The 18,211-nt window shown below is 60.7% G+C and carries 13 protein-coding genes; 3 read left to right on the top strand and 10 right to left on the bottom strand.

From position 1 onward, the window contains the following. Positions 1-164: 164 nt before the first annotated feature. The 10 genes from AB0C34_RS23805 to AB0C34_RS23760 all read right to left on the bottom strand — a co-directional run bounded on the left by AB0C34_RS23805 (position 165) and on the right by AB0C34_RS23760 (position 15,502). Positions 165-3,050 (bottom strand): AAA family ATPase, encoded by a 2,886-nt coding sequence (locus tag AB0C34_RS23805; protein ID WP_357077286.1) that lies wholly within the window; start codon positions 3,048-3,050, stop codon positions 165-167. A 573-nt stretch (positions 3,051-3,623) separates the two neighbouring features. Next, positions 3,624-5,252 (bottom strand): flavin reductase, encoded by a 1,629-nt coding sequence (locus AB0C34_RS23800; RefSeq protein WP_357076917.1) that lies wholly within the window; start codon positions 5,250-5,252, stop codon positions 3,624-3,626. 89 nt (positions 5,253-5,341) lie between these two features. Continuing rightward, positions 5,342-6,571 carry a styrene monooxygenase/indole monooxygenase family protein gene (locus tag AB0C34_RS23795; protein ID WP_357076914.1) on the bottom strand — a complete coding sequence of 410 codons (1,230 nt, stop codon included), beginning with the start codon at positions 6,569-6,571 and terminating at the stop codon, positions 5,342-5,344. Between the two features lie 741 nt (positions 6,572-7,312). Next, on the bottom strand, positions 7,313-8,197 hold the full coding sequence (locus tag AB0C34_RS23790; RefSeq protein WP_357076911.1) for a TIGR03621 family F420-dependent LLM class oxidoreductase: 885 nt from the start codon (positions 8,195-8,197) through the stop codon (positions 7,313-7,315). Between the two features lie 170 nt (positions 8,198-8,367). Continuing rightward, a complete protein-coding gene (locus AB0C34_RS23785) occupies positions 8,368-9,420 on the bottom strand; it encodes a tetratricopeptide repeat protein (protein ID WP_357076908.1) in 1,053 nt (350 codons plus the stop codon). A 27-nt stretch (positions 9,421-9,447) separates the two neighbouring features. Beyond that, positions 9,448-11,076: an HEXXH motif domain-containing protein gene (locus tag AB0C34_RS23780; protein ID WP_357076905.1), complete on the bottom strand. Its 1,629-nt coding sequence runs from the start codon at positions 11,074-11,076 to the stop codon at positions 9,448-9,450. Between the two features lie 164 nt (positions 11,077-11,240). Then, a complete protein-coding gene (locus AB0C34_RS23775) occupies positions 11,241-12,368 on the bottom strand; it encodes an FxsB family cyclophane-forming radical SAM/SPASM peptide maturase (RefSeq protein WP_357076902.1) in 1,128 nt (375 codons plus the stop codon). Positions 12,369-12,734: 366 nt separating this feature from the next. After that, entirely contained in the window at positions 12,735-12,893 is a 159-nt protein-coding gene (locus tag AB0C34_RS23770; RefSeq protein ID WP_357076899.1) for a hypothetical protein, read from the bottom strand. Positions 12,894-13,040: 147 nt separating this feature from the next. Further along, positions 13,041-14,300 (bottom strand): MFS transporter, encoded by a 1,260-nt coding sequence (locus tag AB0C34_RS23765; RefSeq protein WP_357076895.1) that lies wholly within the window; start codon positions 14,298-14,300, stop codon positions 13,041-13,043. A gap of 974 nt (positions 14,301-15,274) precedes the next feature. Continuing rightward, on the bottom strand, positions 15,275-15,502 hold the full coding sequence (locus AB0C34_RS23760) for a hypothetical protein (RefSeq protein WP_357076892.1): 228 nt from the start codon (positions 15,500-15,502) through the stop codon (positions 15,275-15,277). A gap of 245 nt (positions 15,503-15,747) precedes the next feature. Here AB0C34_RS23760 and AB0C34_RS23755 point away from each other — a divergent pair, with 245 nt between their 5' ends. The 3 genes from AB0C34_RS23755 to AB0C34_RS23745 form a co-directional block, all read left to right on the top strand. Continuing rightward, on the top strand, positions 15,748-15,966 hold the full coding sequence (locus AB0C34_RS23755) for a hypothetical protein (RefSeq protein WP_357076889.1): 219 nt from the start codon (positions 15,748-15,750) through the stop codon (positions 15,964-15,966). An 821-nt stretch (positions 15,967-16,787) separates the two neighbouring features. Next, positions 16,788-17,249 carry a hypothetical protein gene (locus AB0C34_RS23750; protein ID WP_357076886.1) on the top strand — a complete coding sequence of 154 codons (462 nt, stop codon included), beginning with the start codon at positions 16,788-16,790 and terminating at the stop codon, positions 17,247-17,249. Between the two features lie 316 nt (positions 17,250-17,565). Continuing rightward, positions 17,566-18,211: AAA family ATPase (locus tag AB0C34_RS23745; RefSeq protein ID WP_357076883.1), on the top strand; the 646-nt coding region annotated here is incomplete at its 3' end.

Here is an 18,211-nt window from a genome sequence, read left to right as displayed (position 1 = left end):
TCCGGTCATGCACCGGTCCGGCGCCGCCAAGCGTTCCACCATATGTCCACACCAGTGCGGTGAGGTGCGCACGACGGTGGATTACATGAATATCCGAAAAGTCCGCACCGATGCGATTGCGCCCCACTCCGCTCCCCAGTTGGATGGACCGGCGATCCGCCTGATCAGTATTCGGTACGGCGGTTGATCGCGGTGGCCACACCAGCGCGAGAGGCGACGCCCAGTTTCGCGAAAACCCGCGCGAGATGCTTCTCTACGGTCTTCGGGCTCAGGAACAACTCCGCGGCGATTTCGCGGTTGGTGTATCCCTGTGCCACGCGATCGGCGACGGTTCGTTCACGTTCGGTCAGAGTGCCCGGATTGTCCGGCTCGTTGATGTCCAGCCTGCGCCGTACTCGCTTTCCGAACGCTCGTAGCTCCTGCGCAGCCTGGCTGGCGAGCCGTACAGCTCCTGCGTCCCGGAAAATGCTGTGCGCCACTTCGAATTCGCCGATCGCTGATCCGATATCGCCGGTCCGTGCGAGAGCACGGCCCGCCTCGAGCCGGGCACGGGCGGCCCACACGTGCATTTCAGCCGCGTCGAAGCACTCACTAGCCCGGTTGGCCGCTTCGGCAGCTGCCCGAAAGTCGCCGGAAACAGCGATGACGCGTGTTCGGGCATAGTGGGCCTGGCCCGCACAGGATAATCCCTGGGCGGAATCCTCCTCGAGACGTCGAGTCACCGCCGAGGCTGCGTCGATACGACCCGCGGCAAGCTCGACGGTGACTAGCGCCTGAAGGAAGTACGGGCGGGCGGCGGGCGGCATATCACGAAGTTCGAGCCCACCGGTCGCCAGTATCGCTTCACGACCCCGCTCGTACTCGCCGGTTTCGATGAGGGCTTCCGCGTAACCGGCGCGAGCCAGCCACGCGTATCGCACACCAGGAGAACGATCGACCGCCTCCACCGCGGCGCGCCCGGCGGCCAATGCCGCCGGCAGGTTGCCATTCGCGATCTCGATCCAACAGTGGATGCCATCCGCCGCTGCCCGCATCTGATCACTGTCGAACAACTGCGCTACCTCGACGGCGGATTCTGCGGCATGGGATGCTTCGTGTAATCGTCCCAGCATGAGTTTCGCTGCGGCCTCGGCGACCAAGAATCGGGAGACCAGCCAGCCATGACCGGTAGCTCTGCTGATCTTCAGCCCCCGTTCGGCGTGCCGGGCCGCTGCGCTGAAACGGTCCAGATGGAGCTCGGAATCAGCCAGATTCGCCAGCGGCCACAATAATTCAGGTACCAGGAGGTCGTCGCTCGAATCCATATCATGGGCGAGGTCGTTCGCGATAACACGTGCTTTGGCTGCATCGCCTTGATGGGCGAGCGCCGAAACCAGAAGCGATCTCGCCAAGTTCAGCACCGCGGTCTCACCCAGCGCTCCCGCCTGCTTCTCAGCTAGGGCGGCGAGGCAGATGGATTGTTCCCACTGCCGTCGGACGAGGCTATTCTCGGCGAGCGCAAGTTCCAGCGTTACAGCGTCCACGCTGCCGGGCTGCACGACGTCCAGCGCCCGGACGATGAGCTGCCGCGCCTCCTCGGATCGCCCGAGACCATGGTCGGTGCGAGCGATCATGTGGACGATCTGCACCCATGCACCCCGCGACTCGTTCGAGACCGATTCCAGCACCTCTTCCAGCACGTGTCGGCTGTCGTGCAGACGGCCGGCGTCGGCAAGCGCGTTCGCGTGTGAGACGAGCAACTTCAGTCGCCGCGGCTGCTGCTCACCGGTCTTCGGTAGCAGGTGCAACGCGGCCTCGAACCAGCCTGCGGCCGCCACCGGGGCACGCGGTGCGGCCGCCAGCCCCGCCTCTTCCAACAGCGTGATCGCTTCATCGTCACCGGTGACCGCCGATTGTTCGACATGATGGGCTCTCGCGCTCAAATCAGCGCCGCGCCGCGCGAGAGCGTGCGCAGCCTGCTTGTGGGCGAGCATGCGCCAGCTGGGTGTCACCTCGTCGTAGATCACTCGGCGCACGATCGGGTGCCGGAAACAAAATTGTCCTGGTGTAGTGGTCGAACGAATCAGGTCCGAGGCGACGAGCTCGTCGAAGTATTTCAGCACCGCCTGTTCGTCGAACTCCGCGATCGCGGCGACGAGATCCACATCGAACGGGTCACCGACCACCGCCCCCGCCCGGAGCACTGTGAGCGTATCGGCATCCAGCCCGGTCAGCTCATCGAGGATGACCGTGCGCAACGGTGTGGGAATATCGTTCTGGTACTGCTTGCCATGCGGTGGGCGACACGTCGATGGTGACCGACCGCACCGCGCCGTTCGTGCGAGATGCTCGAGGAAGAAGGGGTTTCCCGCGCTCTCGGCATACAACGACTCCACTATCGACGACTCGGCTCGCTCACCCAGTGCCTCCGCCGTTTCGGTGATCGTCAGCGGTGCCAGATCGAGCGCGCACAGCGTACCCTCTTGAGCCACATGCACGATGGCGTCGAGTATCAGAGTGGGCATTTGCCGCGGACGGTACGCGAGCGCGAACACCATGCCCGGGACCAAGCGTCTGAGCAAATAGCTGACAAGTTCCACAGAAGCCGGATCTGCCCAGTGCACGTCATCGAGCGCCAGCACCTGCGGCCGGAACGCAACGAGGCGCTCGAAAGTCGCACGTACCGCGCGATAGAACTTGAAGCGCTCTATTCCCAGGCTGCTGGCCTGGTTCTCGCCGCGGCCGGCCAACGAAGGCAGCACCGCGGCGAGCTCCGCCAACCGTTGCTGCCCGAGATCAGCGAGTACCTGATTGTCGAGCGCCGCGAATGGCTTGTCGAGCGCCTCGACGACCATGCCGAACGGGACCTCTCGTTCCAACTCGGATCCCCGGCCTGTCGACACGTCGAAACCGGCCGCGGTGGATCGCCCGGACAACTCACTGAGCAACCGCGTCTTGCCGATTCCCGGTTCACCCAGCACAACCAGAGCACATGCCGCACCCGACCGGGCATCGGCCAGAACCCGCTCGATGCTCGTCACTTCGGTACCTCTACCGGCCAGTGTCGTCATCGCTCGTTCACTGCGAGCATTGGTGAATACCATCGCACCTCCAACCGATACCGAATCCACCGCGACTTCTGTACCGACCGGTCGGCGTCTTCAACCGCGACGCCAGTTTTCCAAGGGCTACCAGGAGTCGAGCAGCTGTGAGACGTCGCCCTCTACCCGAGTACGCTACTCCCGAGACCGAGAACGCTGCTTCCCGCACTGAGGAGCAGGGACAGGATCGACAGAATTTCCATTTGAGACCTTCTTCCTTCCAGGCGCACCGTGGTGCATTTCCGGCGGCCGAGCAGTACGACACCAATCAATCGACTTACCATGTATCCGACGATGATCGAGACCGCCGCCATCGGCGATGATATCCAGCTCCCCCGGATGCAACGCTCGTCGCACTTCCCAACTCTGACAACATAATCTCTGCGAGTGGTGTACCGGAGCCCATTTACGCGACACCGACGCTGGATGATTCGTCTGACAATGTGCGACTTTCCCGTACTATCGAGTCGGCTGATTCGAATGAAATCCGACATTCGTACATGTAACCCATTTCGCGTATCCAGACCGAGGTCGAAGGGGAATTCAAGAGAAATCCGGATGCTGGGTAGCCACCCGATATGCACCGGAATGGAATACCAGCGGAGCACCTTCAGCCGTATCGAACTGTTCGATCTCAGCGATGAAAATGACATGGTCGCCAGCGTCGACACGCTGAACGGTTCGACACTGAAACCTGGCGATGGCGCGATCCAGGAGCGGTATTCCGGCAATTCCGTCGTGGTATTTCACACCGGCGAACTTGTCCACAGCGGGAGTCGCGAACTGCCGAGACAGCTGGTGCTGGTCGGCGGCGAGGACATTCACTGCGAAATGATGTGCCGCCAGGAGATCAGGAAGGCTAGGCGCCTTCTTTGCCGGACACCAAGCAATCAGCGGCGGGTCCAAGGACACAGAGGTGAACGAGTTCGCCGTTACACCGACCTTCCGTCCATCCGGCGCGCGGGTCGTCACCACCGTGACGCCGGTCGCGTACTGACCGAGGGCATGCCGCAAGCCCCGCAAGTCCAGCGTCTCGTTCGCCGATCTCGCCGCATCGAGCATGCGGTCGGCCTCCGCGCGATCGAACCACCAGTCGTGTACGGTACTCGGATCGGCGAAGCCGGCAGCGAACAGTGCGGCGACCCCCGGCTCTTCCGAAGCCGACCGAGCCAGATCGAGCAGGTGTTCGGGAAGACCGTTCAGAACTCGATTGGTCCAGGACACCGACCAACGTCCCCAACTGCGCCAGAACGCTTCGAACGTTTCGTGCATCCACTCGGTGTCGAATGGCTTCGGACCACGCTGCAACACCGCGTCCAAATAGACACCAGCAGCGTGCACCGCGTTGTTCGCCCCTTGCGCTGTCAACGGATCGTTGAGCACCACCGCATCTGCGAGCCCGAGAACCGCACGTCCGGATGAAGTAAAGGCGACCGGACGACGCACCATCGGCGTGACCCGACCACGCAGAATTCCGCCGTCGTCGGTCAACTGGATACCACGAGCACGGGCCGCGACGGCTGGAAACAGGTCATCGAGGATTTCCAGGCAGCGATGCAGATGGCCCTCGGGAGTACCCACCTCGTCGAAACGATCCATGGGCCCCCCAGGGACGCCCTCGAATACCAAGATCGAGCAGTGCCCAGTTGTAGTCAGGGCGGGTAATGTGATCAGCTCCCCCACCCCGGGGATCGCATGGAAAGTGAGCTCGGCGCCGGATTTGTCGGGCTGCAATCCGCGCACATACGCGACGGCCAGTGCTCGTTTCGGGCGGTCGAAAGGTGATCGAACGCGATCGCGAACGAACATCCGGCCGAGATCGCCGGTGCCGGTAGCCACGATCGTCAGATCGTGGTCGACGGCGATTGCATCGAGACGCTCCGGCCCGACATCCTCCACTACGAAAGTGCCGGATTCGGCCACGAAGGAATCGATCAGCGACGCGCAAGCCAACCGCTGGTCGACCGATCGCGCCGGATCATCCAACGCCGAAACGACGGTGCCCACACCATCGATCGTCAAAGCCAGACTGTGGATCGCCGGGGCGTCGAAATCCTCTGCCGCATCAACAATCCGGTTCATCATCCGCAGGCCCGGGCCGAACAAGCACTGACTCGACAAAACGTTCCCGGCTCGAATCTCATCGGACGTCCGGTCGCCGACCAAGGTCACGACCCATCCATGGCGTTGTAGCCCCAGTGCCAGCAGTGCCCCGGCTTGACCGGCCCCGACGATCGCGACTCTGTGCGGACTCCGAGTGTTCATGCAACCGTGGAGAACTCGTTTAGATATGTCTGAGCACTGGTAGATTCCATGAACCAGAGGAAAAAATCACGCGGGTCGTCGAATCCATTGGCAAAGCGCCGCGCGATGCGCGGATTCGATCCCGCGGCCCGCACGAGTTGCAGTACGTGCCACGGAGTGGGGCCTAGCAGAGTGTTGGTCCAGTTCACGACGTACCGCGTGTAATCCCAGTAGCGTTCGAATGTCTCAATCATGAAGCGCTCATCGAAGGCCCGGTCGGCGTGCTCCAGAATGCTCGACAAGTAGGACGCAGCGCACTTGCTGGCGTTGTTCGATCCCTGCCCTGTAAGGGGATCGTTCAGAACGACGACATCGGCCATGCCCAGCACAGACGCACCCGATGGCAGCTTGCCGACGGGGCGGCGCACCGTCGGCGCGAAACGGCCAGCCAACACACCGAGTTCGTCGGTCAATTGGACATCTCCGCAACGCTCGGCCTCCCATGGAAGGTATTCGGCGACCACACGCTTGGTGACTTCGAGATGTTGCTGGGGATCGGTAACTCCACGAAAGCAATCCATCGGTCCGCCGGGTAAGCCTTCCAACAACATGATCTCGCACGGACCAGTGGTCGTCAGTGCGGGAAAGACGATGAGTTCGCCAACACCTGGAACCAGATTGAACGAGATCGCGGAACTCGACGTTCGCGGCGTCATCCCGGTCACATAGGTGAGCGCGAGCGCACGCTGCGGATTCACGAATATCGATCGTTCGCTGTCGCGTTCGAAAAGGTTCGCGATACTGCCTTTGCCCGCTGCGACCAGCACCAGATCGGCGTCTCGCCGATAGTCCTCGAGATCATCTATGGTCGCATCACGAATTTCCAAAGTTCCGCCACGCCGGACAAATTCAGCGATCCACCGCGGGATCTTCAACCGCTGGTCGACCGACTGCGCGGGGAGATCCAGGAGAGAACTCCAAGAAATTCCTTTGCCGCCGTTTCCATCTGTCACGGTGAATGACATCTCGCGGACAGCCGGACATCGCTGCGCCCAAAAGTCTATGCCCAGCGCGTGCTCACGGGCCAAGGCCGTGCCGAACATGCATTGACTGGAACTGACGCGGCCGTTGTAGATTTCCTCCGGTGTGCGGTTGGAAACAATTTTGACCTCGTACCCGGCATCGAGCAGGCCGATGCCCAGCTGTAATCCGGCCTGACCAGCACCTACGATCGTAATGGAGCGCACTGTTTTCCTTTCGAGTCGCGCAGCAAAATGTCTCACTGGAGGCCGCGGACGCCGGCTCGGCAGCGTCCGAGGGGTGATGGCAGCCTCGCGGTGCCCGACCCGCACGGCGGTAGTTGGACGACTCGCGGGGTACATCGTTGTCCACTGGAGTGGACGCGATCGAAGTCGAGGCCGGGAACGTGCTGGTTCGTTCGTGCGGCTCTGTCTACGCGGTATCGGCACGGTATATGCACGACAACACGGATGCGGCTTCCAGAAAATTCATGGACTTCACAGATCCAATCGACCAGTTCGATCTGCATGTGTCCTTTTCCGAAGCGCAACCGTGTTGACGTAATGTGATCGTCGCACTCGCCGACAGCATCGCACATGGGGGAAGTGCCTACGGTGACCCTATCGTTCGTATTCTCTAAAGTTTTTGGTGCGGATCCGATCGAGTTGAAGTAGAGCTCGGCGAGAATGATCGGTTCGGAAGCGGAATCGGAGGTGTCGGCAATCTAGCGACGCCGTGCGAGACGGTGCCGGATGCGAGGCGAGCGAGCCGACAGATTGACGGTTGGGAACGGGCTGGCCCGATCGCGGTCGGCACCCAGCCACCGCGGGCCATCGATTCCACGCCACTTCCAGGTGTGTCCGAATCTTGCGTGAACTGCGCGTGGTCGACAAATGCCACCTGACCATGTCTCTCGCCGCAGTACCGGTTATGACATCGGCATCTACCCCACCCACCGATGTCGGTGATCAACGAATTCGGCTGAACACCTCTGCGAAGCCGACCATGCTTGTGGCGGGTACGACGAAGTGCGTCAGATGGTACTTCTCTCGATATCGTTGGAGGGTTTCGGCGATGTTTCCGGGCGAACCGTGCAGCACTCCGGGCAGTGCCAACAGCTCGTCATCAGCCAGATCAGGTGCCGCCATCCGCGGCAACGTCAGGTCGAACTTGCCGTTACCGTCAACGTACACCGCGCCGAGCGTCAGCCCGAGTTCCAGCTCCTGGATCCGTCGCCCGGCCGCGGCGCGGATATATCCTGTTCGCTCTTCGAGCGCCCGCTCGACGGCGTCCGTGGTGACCGGACGTCCGGTCGTCGGCACACTCGCCAACGAGATGATGTCTGCGTGGATCGCGGCTGCGGCGAGCAGCCGATCCCCGCTGCCGCCTACGAGAATCGGTGGTGCAGGTTGTTGCCGCGTCGGCGGATCCCCCGCAGCGAACCGGCGCCGGATTTCGGTGATCGTCCGCTCGAGGTGGGCGATGCGCTGACCCGGGGTCGGAAACGGTAATCCCGCCTCGTCGAACTCGTTTCGAGCCCAACCGGCACCGAGCCCGAGTTCGAGGCGGCCGTCGATCAGCAGATCGGTGGACGACACCTCGCGGGCGAGCAGTGCCGGGTTGTAGAAGGCCGCATTGAGAACGAAGGTGCCCAGCCGCGGCCTGGTCGTCACAGCCGCAAGCGCAGCCAGGGTGGGGAATGGCGCGGGAGTTGCCAGGTGGTCCGGAAGCATGATCACGTCATAGCCGAGGTCCTCCGCCTTTCGGGCCTGATCCTGTAACCAGGACACCGAACCGCTGCTCGACAAATTGGCTCCGAAGCGAACCCCGAAGCGAAAGGGTCTGTCACTCAACGTATTTGCTCCCGTCGAAATCGGCAGGCCCGCTCGCGACCAGCTCGGGCGAACAGAGCGCGGCCCGCCGGCGACCGCAGGCTCGCCAACCCGCCGACCGCCGGCTCCGTATAACGAAGATCCATCTGAATATGCCGCCTCGAACGAATGCGCCTCCGCCCGTATTACGCCTAGGTGTATTCCCTCAGTCGTTCGCGTGCATAGAGCGTGCAGGGCGCGCCGAGACCCGCTGCTTCCACGTACTGCTTTCGGGCCTCGGAGTTCCTTCCAGTTCCACGGAGAAAATCGGCCAAGCGAATGTGGGCTTTCGAATCCCACGGGTCGTGATCCACCAGCCGCCGATAGTAGCTCTCAGCCTTGACGAGATCTCCCGCGTCCCATGCCGCACGACCGCGCGTTTCGAAAAGCGGGTGGAAGTTCTCCACCGCGAAGATGCGGTCATCATCTGTCGACTGCTCGAGCGCCTCCACCGCGGATTCCTCTGCCCGGTCCAGCATCTCGGCCGCCGACTTGTGGTCGCCCGTGCGATACGGGATGAAGCTGACTCCGCGCCAGTACGCGCTTTTCAGTACCCAAGGCAAGCTGTCCGCATCTGGCGACGACCAGAGCCTTTCGGCATAGGTGGACCACTTGCGCACCTCCGCGTCGTCTTGTCGTCTCCGCACGTAATGAACCGTGAGGTTGACGGCCGATGCCAACCGAGTTTCCAAAGGCAACTGCTCGTTGGTCGCCCGTGCCATGCCGATCTCGGCGAGCTGCATTGCGGAGTCGGTGTCCTGCGGGTCGAGTTGGCATCGCGAGAACACACGCAGATACGACAAAGCCAACGCCTCCGATGTCTGACCGGCAAGATCATGGGGTTGGATCAATTCTGCCAGGAAGTTCCAGAACGCAAGTTTGGCGAGAACGCGCGCAACGCGGAGCTGCTGCGCTGGTCCCAACGAGTACCACTCATCGATGAGCCTGCACAGGATCTGCCAGGGACCGGTACGTTTGTCGATCGGCAAAAGGCATGGATCTTCCAGGTACGGCACGCTCGGCTCATCCAGGGTGATCGATGCTCGCAGATGGAGGGGAGGCATAGCTTGATTCGCCGGAATCTCCGCGCCGGTTTGCAATCTGGTACCGAATTCAGCAGCGACGCGTGCGTGAATGGGCCCCGTGTCGCTGCACAGATCCGAATAAGCGGCGAGCAGCTGCCCACTCGAGGGAGATGGGATCATGGCACTCCTGTATGGATTTCGGATCTATTATTGTGGTGTAAGCCAGTCAACAAGTTGGACAATGTCGAAGGTGACGCCACGATCGGCAAGAGCGCGATACACGTGTGCCACAATTTCAGTGCGCTCACGAAGCAGTGTTAGATCGGCTTCGGCGTGCAGTTGTGGCAACACGAGGGCGAGGCCTGCCCAGGTCTGCGGGCGGATTCGGTCAAGGTGTAATTCCGCTACATAGCGAGCCGAAGCTTGCTCGAAATTCCCAATCGTGCATGCGAAATCTCCGGAGCCATCGTCCTCGGCGCTCTGCGAAGCGGACATGGCCGCATGTCGTGTCAGCGCGTGCGGTAAGGTGAGTCTGTGGTAACCGGTGGGTATCCCTTCCTGGTCTACAATCGCGGCCTGAGGCAGTTCACCAGCTGAAGGCGAGCCATCCAACCAGCTATCGACAAGGGCTGCCACATCGCTGGAGGCAGGCTTCAGATTCCGCACTCGCCAGAACGCCTCGAGACAGATCGAGACCTCGGCGGCGACTTCACGAGCCTCGGCGGAAATATCTTCGGACTGCCATGAGGCCATGCCGTCGGACAGCACCGAGAGAAACTTCTCCCCGGTCGGAGTGAGCACCCCCGATGACAAGACTTGCTCTAGGGCAGTTGCTACTTGGCGACGGCCACATTCGAATTCCATCTCGGCGCGTAGGTCTCGATGACAACTCGAACGTCGGTGCACACGCCAGAAATCGGTCACACCGAAGAATGCATAGATCCCATGCATGAGCCCGTATACCGGGCGCGGGTCTATGCGCCACGGAGCATAGAATCGCGCTGTCGTGTCCGGCTCGAACAGCACTGCCTGATCGGCCACCAGGCTGAATTTCGCGTGCTGGAATTCGTGAATGAGCGTGAGAGCCAATTGACAGGAGTCTTCGGGCGCGGTCGAATAGACTGCCCCGAATCCGGTTGGCGAAGTCCAACTCTGACCGGTCGTGCCCGGCTTCGAGGTGAGCGGCACAATTACGCGCAAGCCTGCGCACATCGGAGCGTGATATCGTGCGAAATCACGGCGTAGCATCTGCCAGGCGCCATGAAAATGTTCAGCCCAGGACAGAGCGTCTGCGACGCCCAGCGGATCCGGCGGCAATTTGAAGAGATCGGGCAATTTTACGTCGAAGTCGCGGAACGGATCGAGGTCGTCCAGATAAAGGCGGTGTGCCGAATCACCCACGTCCAGACTGCGTAGCGGTAGCCAGTCCGGCGTAGTTTCCGAATCGTGTGAAGCGACCACAAGCGTGATGTCGCGATAGTCGAAAGTCAGTACGCCGTCGGCTGACCAACGGAGCGTGCAATGTCCGTGTTCTGTGGCATCGCCTAATCGGGCCATACCGATAAGCGGAAGCATCACCACCCCGGAGCGAACTACCACTTGCACGGCACCGGGACGGCCGGCGATGATTTGCCCACTCGCGGCGAGCCAGCCCAGGTAACCGAGGTCGGCCCATAGCGGAATCGGTTGTGCGGCATCATGATCAGTGAAGTTTAGACGCCGAAAGATCGAGGTGAGCCAGTTTCCGACATGCGGGTACGACAACAACTCCGCGACCGAATCGGAACCAGCCTGTAGCAGGTCCGCAAGCGATCGGTGCGCGGATTCGACATGCACGAAGTCGTCAGGCCGATCCGCTGCGAGCCTTGCCAGTAGTGCGTGCAAGAGGATCAGGCGACCTCGAAATGCCTCCTCTGCTAGCGCAACGACGGTTTCGTCCGTTCCATATCCGGACCCGAGTTCGATGATCGCGGATTCGATATTCGAAGTATCGGTGGATGTCACTTTATTGTCACCTTATCGAGGTCATCTTCAAGCCGGGCTTTGATATGCCGAATCAGCGCGGCGAGATCACTGCAGTAAACCGACGGATTCCGGAACCCGGTGTCTGCGCGATACCGGTGCACATAGTCTCCACCTCCGCAGATATCCCTAAGCGAACACGACATGCACGTGTCACTCAGCGCCGCACTGCCGATCTGGCGAGCCACAATCCCTGGATCCCACAGCGCATGGTTCAGCCGGTCACCCATACCCATGTCTGCGATTGTGACGATCCGGGTCGCGCCGGCGAATGTCGATTTCAACGAATCGACTTGTTCGAGGGTTCCATCGGTTTCGATGATGGCGACCTGAATAGGTGTGAGCCCTACCGATATACCGCGTCCTTCCCCGCCGAGAAGCACACGAATGATGTCGTCGAAAAGACGAATCTGGGTATCCAGTTCCGGAGCGCCGTACCAGTGATCGAAAATCGGAATCAACCACTCGGCGTATGGAGCCGCCGCCTGATCTTCAATCTTACCCGGGGGAGGTGATTGCCAATTGCTGTGCGGCAGAAGGAAATCAACGCCCGGTGGACGGAACGCAAGTAGTTCTTCATACGTTTGGATCGGGTCGTTAGCGAGATCGATTGTGCAGAGTAGGCCACCGAACAGTCTATTGTTCCGGTGTTTTCGCAGCTGCGTCACGCCTCGTGCCACGTCGTCGAAACTTCCGTCGCCGCGACGTGACTTGCGATGGCGATCATGAGCATCACGACCGCCGTCGATACTTACGCCGATAACTACGTCCCACTGGTCGCAGATCCGAAGGAACTCCTCATCGATGAGCACCCCGTTGGTCTGCACACCCAACCGCACCTCGACTCGTGGTCCCAACTGTTCTCGGGCGTGACGCGCAAAGAACTCGAACCGGGAGTGGCCCGCGAGTAGGGGCTCACCGCCATGAAAAACAAGGCTGACGGCGGGGATTTCGAAGCGACTGACGTGATCGGCGATGCCGCGGCACGTATCGATAAAGATTTCCTCGGTCATCACCATCGGTTGGTCGCGCCAACTTTGGTCGACCATTTCGTACATATAGCAGTAGTCGCAAGCCAGGTTGCACCGGCTGTGAATCTTGATCACGAATTCATTGAATGGGTACGGGCGCCATCCGGACGATCGGAGTGCATCGACATCCAATCCTACCGATGGCCACGGACTCGAGCTCAAATCGGTCATTATTTAACACCTCGACAAGTGCAGAAGTAATACAAACCGGACGCCGTGTTGCGCTGTGGTGTTACAACTGAGGTGAACCCTGCGGTCCAGATGGGCAATCTGGACCGCAGGCGAATCACCCGGCCCACTCGAAAGAATTCCGGCGATTGAGAACGAGAACAGAAAGCCGCTGGCGATCGATCAGCTGCCAACGTTGGCGCCTGTTCAGGTGTCGCGCGCAGGACGAGCGCAGGCCGTGGACATCAGTAGGATCAGCGTCCTGGTGACTCGTTACTGGTAGTCGATGAACGCTTGGAACGCGGCCGGCGCCGCATGCAGCGACGAGGCCATCTGGCGTCTGATCGAAGATTGCAGAGCTGGGCTGACCTCCTTCAGCAATCGCTCGATGTCGCCAATAGAGCTGTCGAGAGAAATCGTCGATCGGTTCATCTTGTATCTCCTTTTGTTAATCACATCGCACCGTGATGCACAGACTCCGTTCCATTGACCGCAACGGAGGATCACGGCACGGCATCTGCACAACATTGTGGGGATCGTCTTGAAGATAGATTTTGGTAGCAATATTGCCGAGCGTCGTCATACAGTGTCTTGTTGTGTGCTTGCGCGTAATGCGCGGCGAAAGTACTCGGGATCGTATGCAGTCGTAGGATGGAGGCCGAGCAATGCCGTGCCGCACATGCCGATGGCTATGAAAAGTCCCGTCTTTCCCGTTCCCAGCCAATTGATCAGGTACCCTCCCGTCAAAGGACCGAGAGCGGCGGCCCCGGCGTTCCAAGTCGCTATCGCGGCCATTGCTCTGCCAAGGACGTGGTCAGGCAGCACCTGCATTCGTACCGTGGTCAACGCGACGCCAATAATCGTGCCGACGCAGCCCACGCCGCACCAACAGACCGTCAAGACACGCGTATCGAATGTGAAAGCGAACGGGCAGAAGACCATCGCCCACGTCAACAGCGCGCAACGGTAGACGGTTGTGGTGGCGAACAAACGAAGCAGGTGAGGCGCGACGAACGCCCCGATCAGGCCGCCGATGCCACCTGCACCGAGAACCACCGCCACCGTCCATGCTGCTCCGCCATAGCTGCGTGCTCGTACCAGAATCAGCATTATCGCCATTTGAGCGATCATGCTGCTCAGGCCCGCGATCAGTGTTGTAGTGCGGAGGAATCGATGGCGCCACACGATACGAATGCCGTCGATCACGAGGGTTTTCGTCTGCTCGGGACGACTTACCGAGCGCGACCGATCGGCTCGGTCTGCGTCCCTCATCGCGAACAGGGTTGCCAGGCAGAAAAGATATGACAGGGCGTTCACGAAGAACGGCAGCAATCTGGCTATATCAGCGATAGCGGCACCGAATGCACGACCCACCATAATCGCGATAGGCTGTTGGGCCTCAAAAAATGAGTAAGCCTTCATTCGATGCTCCTCTGGCACAACGTCGCGAACAACCGGCGTTTCGCAGATTTGGAACAAAACCAACGCGCTACCCTCGATAAACGCCGTGAAACACCACAGGTACGCCGCCCCCGGTGGTCGGAGGATCGCAATCAGCGCGGCAAGCGCTACGGAAGCCAGTCCAATTGTCTGACACACCATCAAGATGCGTTGACGGTCGAAGCTGTCCGCGACTTTTCCCGCAGGCAGTTGAAGAAGTAGCGTCGCCAACGTGAACGAGAACGCAACCCAACCTGCCATGATCGGCGATGCGGTCATGGCCAGCACAATTATTGGATAACTTATCGAGATGCAGTAACAGCCGACAAGCGAGATAGCGTTGCCCGACCACAAAAGCAGGAAGTTCCTGTTCCCGAGAATGCCGTTCGGGTTTGGCAAGGCAGCTCTCCCAACGTGACAATCATCTTGACGATGCCTAGATCAGCAAATCGACGTCATTCTCGATATTTGATTCGACAGGTCAGTGGTGCCCACACCAGCCACCGACCAGCGGATCACATCCCTGGTACGGCCCCTTTCCCGCTTATTCGGCTGATACTCGTAATGCGTCGCCTTTGTCTGGGCTGGTTTCCATACTTATCGAAATCCGGGACCAGACGCCCTCGATAGTCATAGCCGACACCTGCCCAGATCATGCATCGAGGAGGTAATTGTTTACGCCGCATGTCCTCGACCAATTGCTGGCAATCGTCGAGCGCGGGACACTGCCGGCAGATCTGCGCCGATTGCCGCCACACCAGCGGTGATCCGATCTCCAAATCCCAGTTTCCTGGGTTCGCGGAGCACGGCGGATACTCTCTGCTTCTCAGTGACCCATCCGGCTCGGAGATGTCGGAATCTCTCGCTGACGGCTGGATGGACTGCCATTTCATATTCATCCTCTTGATCTGAATAGCTCGCGCAATCCGATACCGTCGGTACCGACCTCATGGGTTGAGTCGGGACAGGAGGCGTCGGCGCCCGTGGACTACGTCGGAAATTCTGTCGACTGATGGTGCCCGGCCGAGTGCACCAGCGGGGTCGCATACAGCGAACGCGGTTTCACCGCGAGATCCGCAGCGACGCAAGCGACAGCGAGTCGGTCGATGACTCGAGCAAGAGCGTGAAGCTGCTCTACTCGTGGCACCTGGCTGGAGGTATGCCGCCATCGTGGCACCGAGCAGGCAGGTCTCAACTCTGTGGCCCGCGCCGCCGACGGGTTCGCCGCAACGACCGGAGGCCAGCAACCCGAAAAGACAGCGGCTATCTCCGGTTGTGCCATCAGTGACGAATCCCGAGACTCGCGGCTAGATCTGTCGGAGCAGGCAAGGGCTGGCGCCCGCGGGAGATAACACGCCACAGCAGCGTCACGGTCAGGACTCGAAGAACGTTCCCGCTGTCGGCACGGGAAGTTGCATCGTTCTGGTGGGCTGCCAGTGGCCGCTGACGAGGATCCCGCAGATGGCGGGGGCTGCCAATGCGGTTCCGATCCGCGGCAGGGGACGCCGGAGCAACAAGCGCGGGGGATGGTGCACGGCGTACGCGCGGCGCATCACATACGCGCCTTCCTCGACTCTCGATATCGCGGCTGTGGTTGTCATTGTGCGTTCCTCCATTTACTGGTCGGTGGCCGGAGTCCGACGAAAGGTCACCGATCAGAGCGTCGGCCGCTGGCTCGACAGCGTCCGAGGGGTGATGGCAGCCCTTAGTGCCCGGCCCGCACGGTGGCGGATCGGTGGACTTGCGTGCACTCCGTTGTCCGCCGGAGCGGACGTGATCGGAGCCGACGCCGGGTAAGCGCTGGTTGTTTCGCAAGGCTCTGCCCACGCGGTCTCGACCTTGCATCGTGCACGACAACACGGATGCGGCTTCCAAAATTTTCACGGACATTACAGACGCAATCGACCAGCTTGATCCGCATGTGTCCTTTTCTGAGGTGCAACCGTGTTGGCGTGATGTGATCGTCGCACTCTCCGACGGCATGGCACATGGGGGAAGTGCCTACGGCGACCCTACCGATGTATTTGTTCAAGTCTCCGGTGCGGATCTGATCGAGCTGAAGTAGAGCTCGGTGAGAATAAACGGGCAGGAGGCGGTACCGGAGATGCCGGTAATTTGCCGATGCCGTGCGCGCGGCGCCGGACTTTCAGCATTGCGCAGTGTGAAATCCGTCGCACGGAACAACTGTCTTCCGCTTCGCGACACAGACGGAATTCCCGAGTCGACCCGAAGCGGAGCAAGTCGAATTACATCGCACCCTTCACGTCACGCTCGAGTGCCTCGCTCCCTGTCCGTCAGGATGAAGCGCCGGACAACGATGCACGCAGCACAGTAGCCGAGAGCCTCCAACTACGCGTTTCATCCGCTTCCTCGAGGCATATGACGTGCAACGGTCGAACCGACCGCCCTCCGCAACCCGAAGTGGGTGCGTCGAACCTAGGCTGATTTCAGTCCTCTCGCCATTGGGAAGGCGTCTTGTTGTGGGCTCGACCACCCCAGTTGCATCGTTGTGCTGGCGTGAAACTTCTTTGTGGGAAAGTGATGAGTTCCGGAATCAGCAAATCCGATCGGCCTGGCGACATCCATGCGGAGATATTGCCGGAGTCGGATTTCAGTCAGTCGGCCGACACGTCCGACCGGTTTCCGAGTCAGCTGCGGGGACAGCGGTCGGAACCCATACGGCACCCGAACGACTCGGTACTACAGAACACTCGATCCGACGACGCCGACCCGCGGTTACACACGCGGCCAACAGCACGGCCCACTTCCAGCTGGGCGCTTGACCCGGATATCGTTGCACTCACGCTCGCATCACTGGTACGTAGACCACGGGCGACCGGCTCGCGGACGAACCGGGTTCGTGCCGCGCTGGCGGTCGTACTGGGGATGTCGATAGTCGCCTTCGGCGCAACGGTCATGATGATCACCAGGAGTGAGGAGAAAGTTGCTGCTGCCGTTCCGATCGAGCAGCCACTTCTGATCTGCAAAGCCGAGCGAACCGACAGATTGACGGTGGGGAACGGGCCTGGCGGAACGACAACCGGAGCAGATGCGATACTCGGGTTTCAATATGCCTACTACATCGACCGCGCCGGAAAGGCAGCGTGGAACTTTGTCGCGCCAGATGCCGCCAATGTTTCTCCCGCCGAGAATCTAGAGAAATCCATCGAGGCTGAAATTCCGATCGGTACCACTCACTGCGTGCACATCGCACAACGCGAGCCGGATTTATTCGATGTCGACGTCCAGGAACTCCGCCCGAATGGGATGCGAGCTGTCTATAAACAACATGTGCGGACGGTCGTTCGCGATGGTCACACGGTGATATACGAAATCCTTGACCGGTAGCGCTACTTCGACATTTTTCGCACTATTCTTACGCGTGCATTGCCTGCTTCTCCCGGCTCGACCTCGTTTCCAGCACGTGCTGCGGGATCACCAAGGTCCGACCGAACCCGGCCCAGCGGCCGCAGACCACCGTGTAGTTACGCGGCGATGGCCATCCGATTACGAACTTTTACGTCCGGGGTGCGGGTGGGTGGGGGTGACTAGCATGGCTGTTGCGAATCCTGACCGTAGGCGGGTTGGTATTCGTTGGAATTCGATGTTGTTTGGAGGTTGGATGGCGGTGGCTGGTACCGAGGGTACTCATGGTGTGACTCTGGTGGGCAGGGCCGCTGAGTTGCGGTGTGTGGAGGAGTCCTTAGCGGGCGCTCGGTCGGGTTCGGCGGGTGCGGTGGTGCTGTTGGGTGAACCGGGTATCGGGAAGACGCGTCTACTCGGGGAGTTGTGTGCGCGGGCGGGTGCGGCAGGTTTCGATGTACTTGCGGGGCGCGGGTCGGAGTTGGAGCGGGAAGTTCCCTTCGGGATGGTGGTGGAGGCGCTGGATGAGCGATTCGCGGGTTTGGACCATCGCGTGGTGACGGCGTTGGGTGCGGATCGGATGGCGGAGTTGGCGGCGGTGTTGCCGTCGCTGTCGGGGGTTGATAGACAGCCGGCGAGCCGCTTGGAGGTGGAACGGTTCGAGTTCCATCGTGCGGTGCGGGCGGCGTTCGATCAGTTGGCATTGTCCAAGCCATTGATGTTGGCACTGGACGATGCGCATTGGGCGGATCCAGCGTCGGCGGAGTTGATTGGTCATCTGTTGCGGCGTTCGGTACCGGGGATGGTGCTGGCGTTGGCGTATCGTCCGCGGCAGGCACCGCGCTTGTTGCGGGATGCGGTGGCGCAGGCTGCGCGTGAGGGTGTGTTGTGTGAGTTGAGGTTGGCGCCGTTGTCTTTGGTGGAGGCTGCTGAGGCGTTGGGTGAGC

The organism is Nocardia sp. NPDC049220, from assembly GCF_040647855.1.
Taxonomy (GTDB): Bacteria; Actinomycetota; Actinomycetes; order Mycobacteriales; family Mycobacteriaceae; genus Nocardia.
The sequence above is the reverse complement of the archived record's forward strand: the minus strand, read 5'-3'. Positions and strand labels throughout refer to the sequence as shown.

What these genes read in the sequence shown, in the direction of transcription:
- AB0C34_RS23760 (WP_357076892.1), bottom strand. Translation starts at nt 15,502, where the DNA reads ATGACAACCACAGCCGCGATATCGAGAGTCGAGGAAGGCGCGTATGTG.
- AB0C34_RS23785 (WP_357076908.1), bottom strand. Translation starts at nt 9,420, where the DNA reads ATGATCCCATCTCCCTCGAGTGGGCAGCTGCTCGCCGCTTATTCGGAT.
- AB0C34_RS23750 (WP_357076886.1), top strand. Translation starts at nt 16,788, where the DNA reads ATGTCGATAGTCGCCTTCGGCGCAACGGTCATGATGATCACCAGGAGT.
- AB0C34_RS23770 (WP_357076899.1), bottom strand. Translation starts at nt 12,893, where the DNA reads ATGAACCGATCGACGATTTCTCTCGACAGCTCTATTGGCGACATCGAG.
- AB0C34_RS23805 (WP_357077286.1), bottom strand. Translation starts at nt 3,050, where the DNA reads ATGACGACACTGGCCGGTAGAGGTACCGAAGTGACGAGCATCGAGCGG.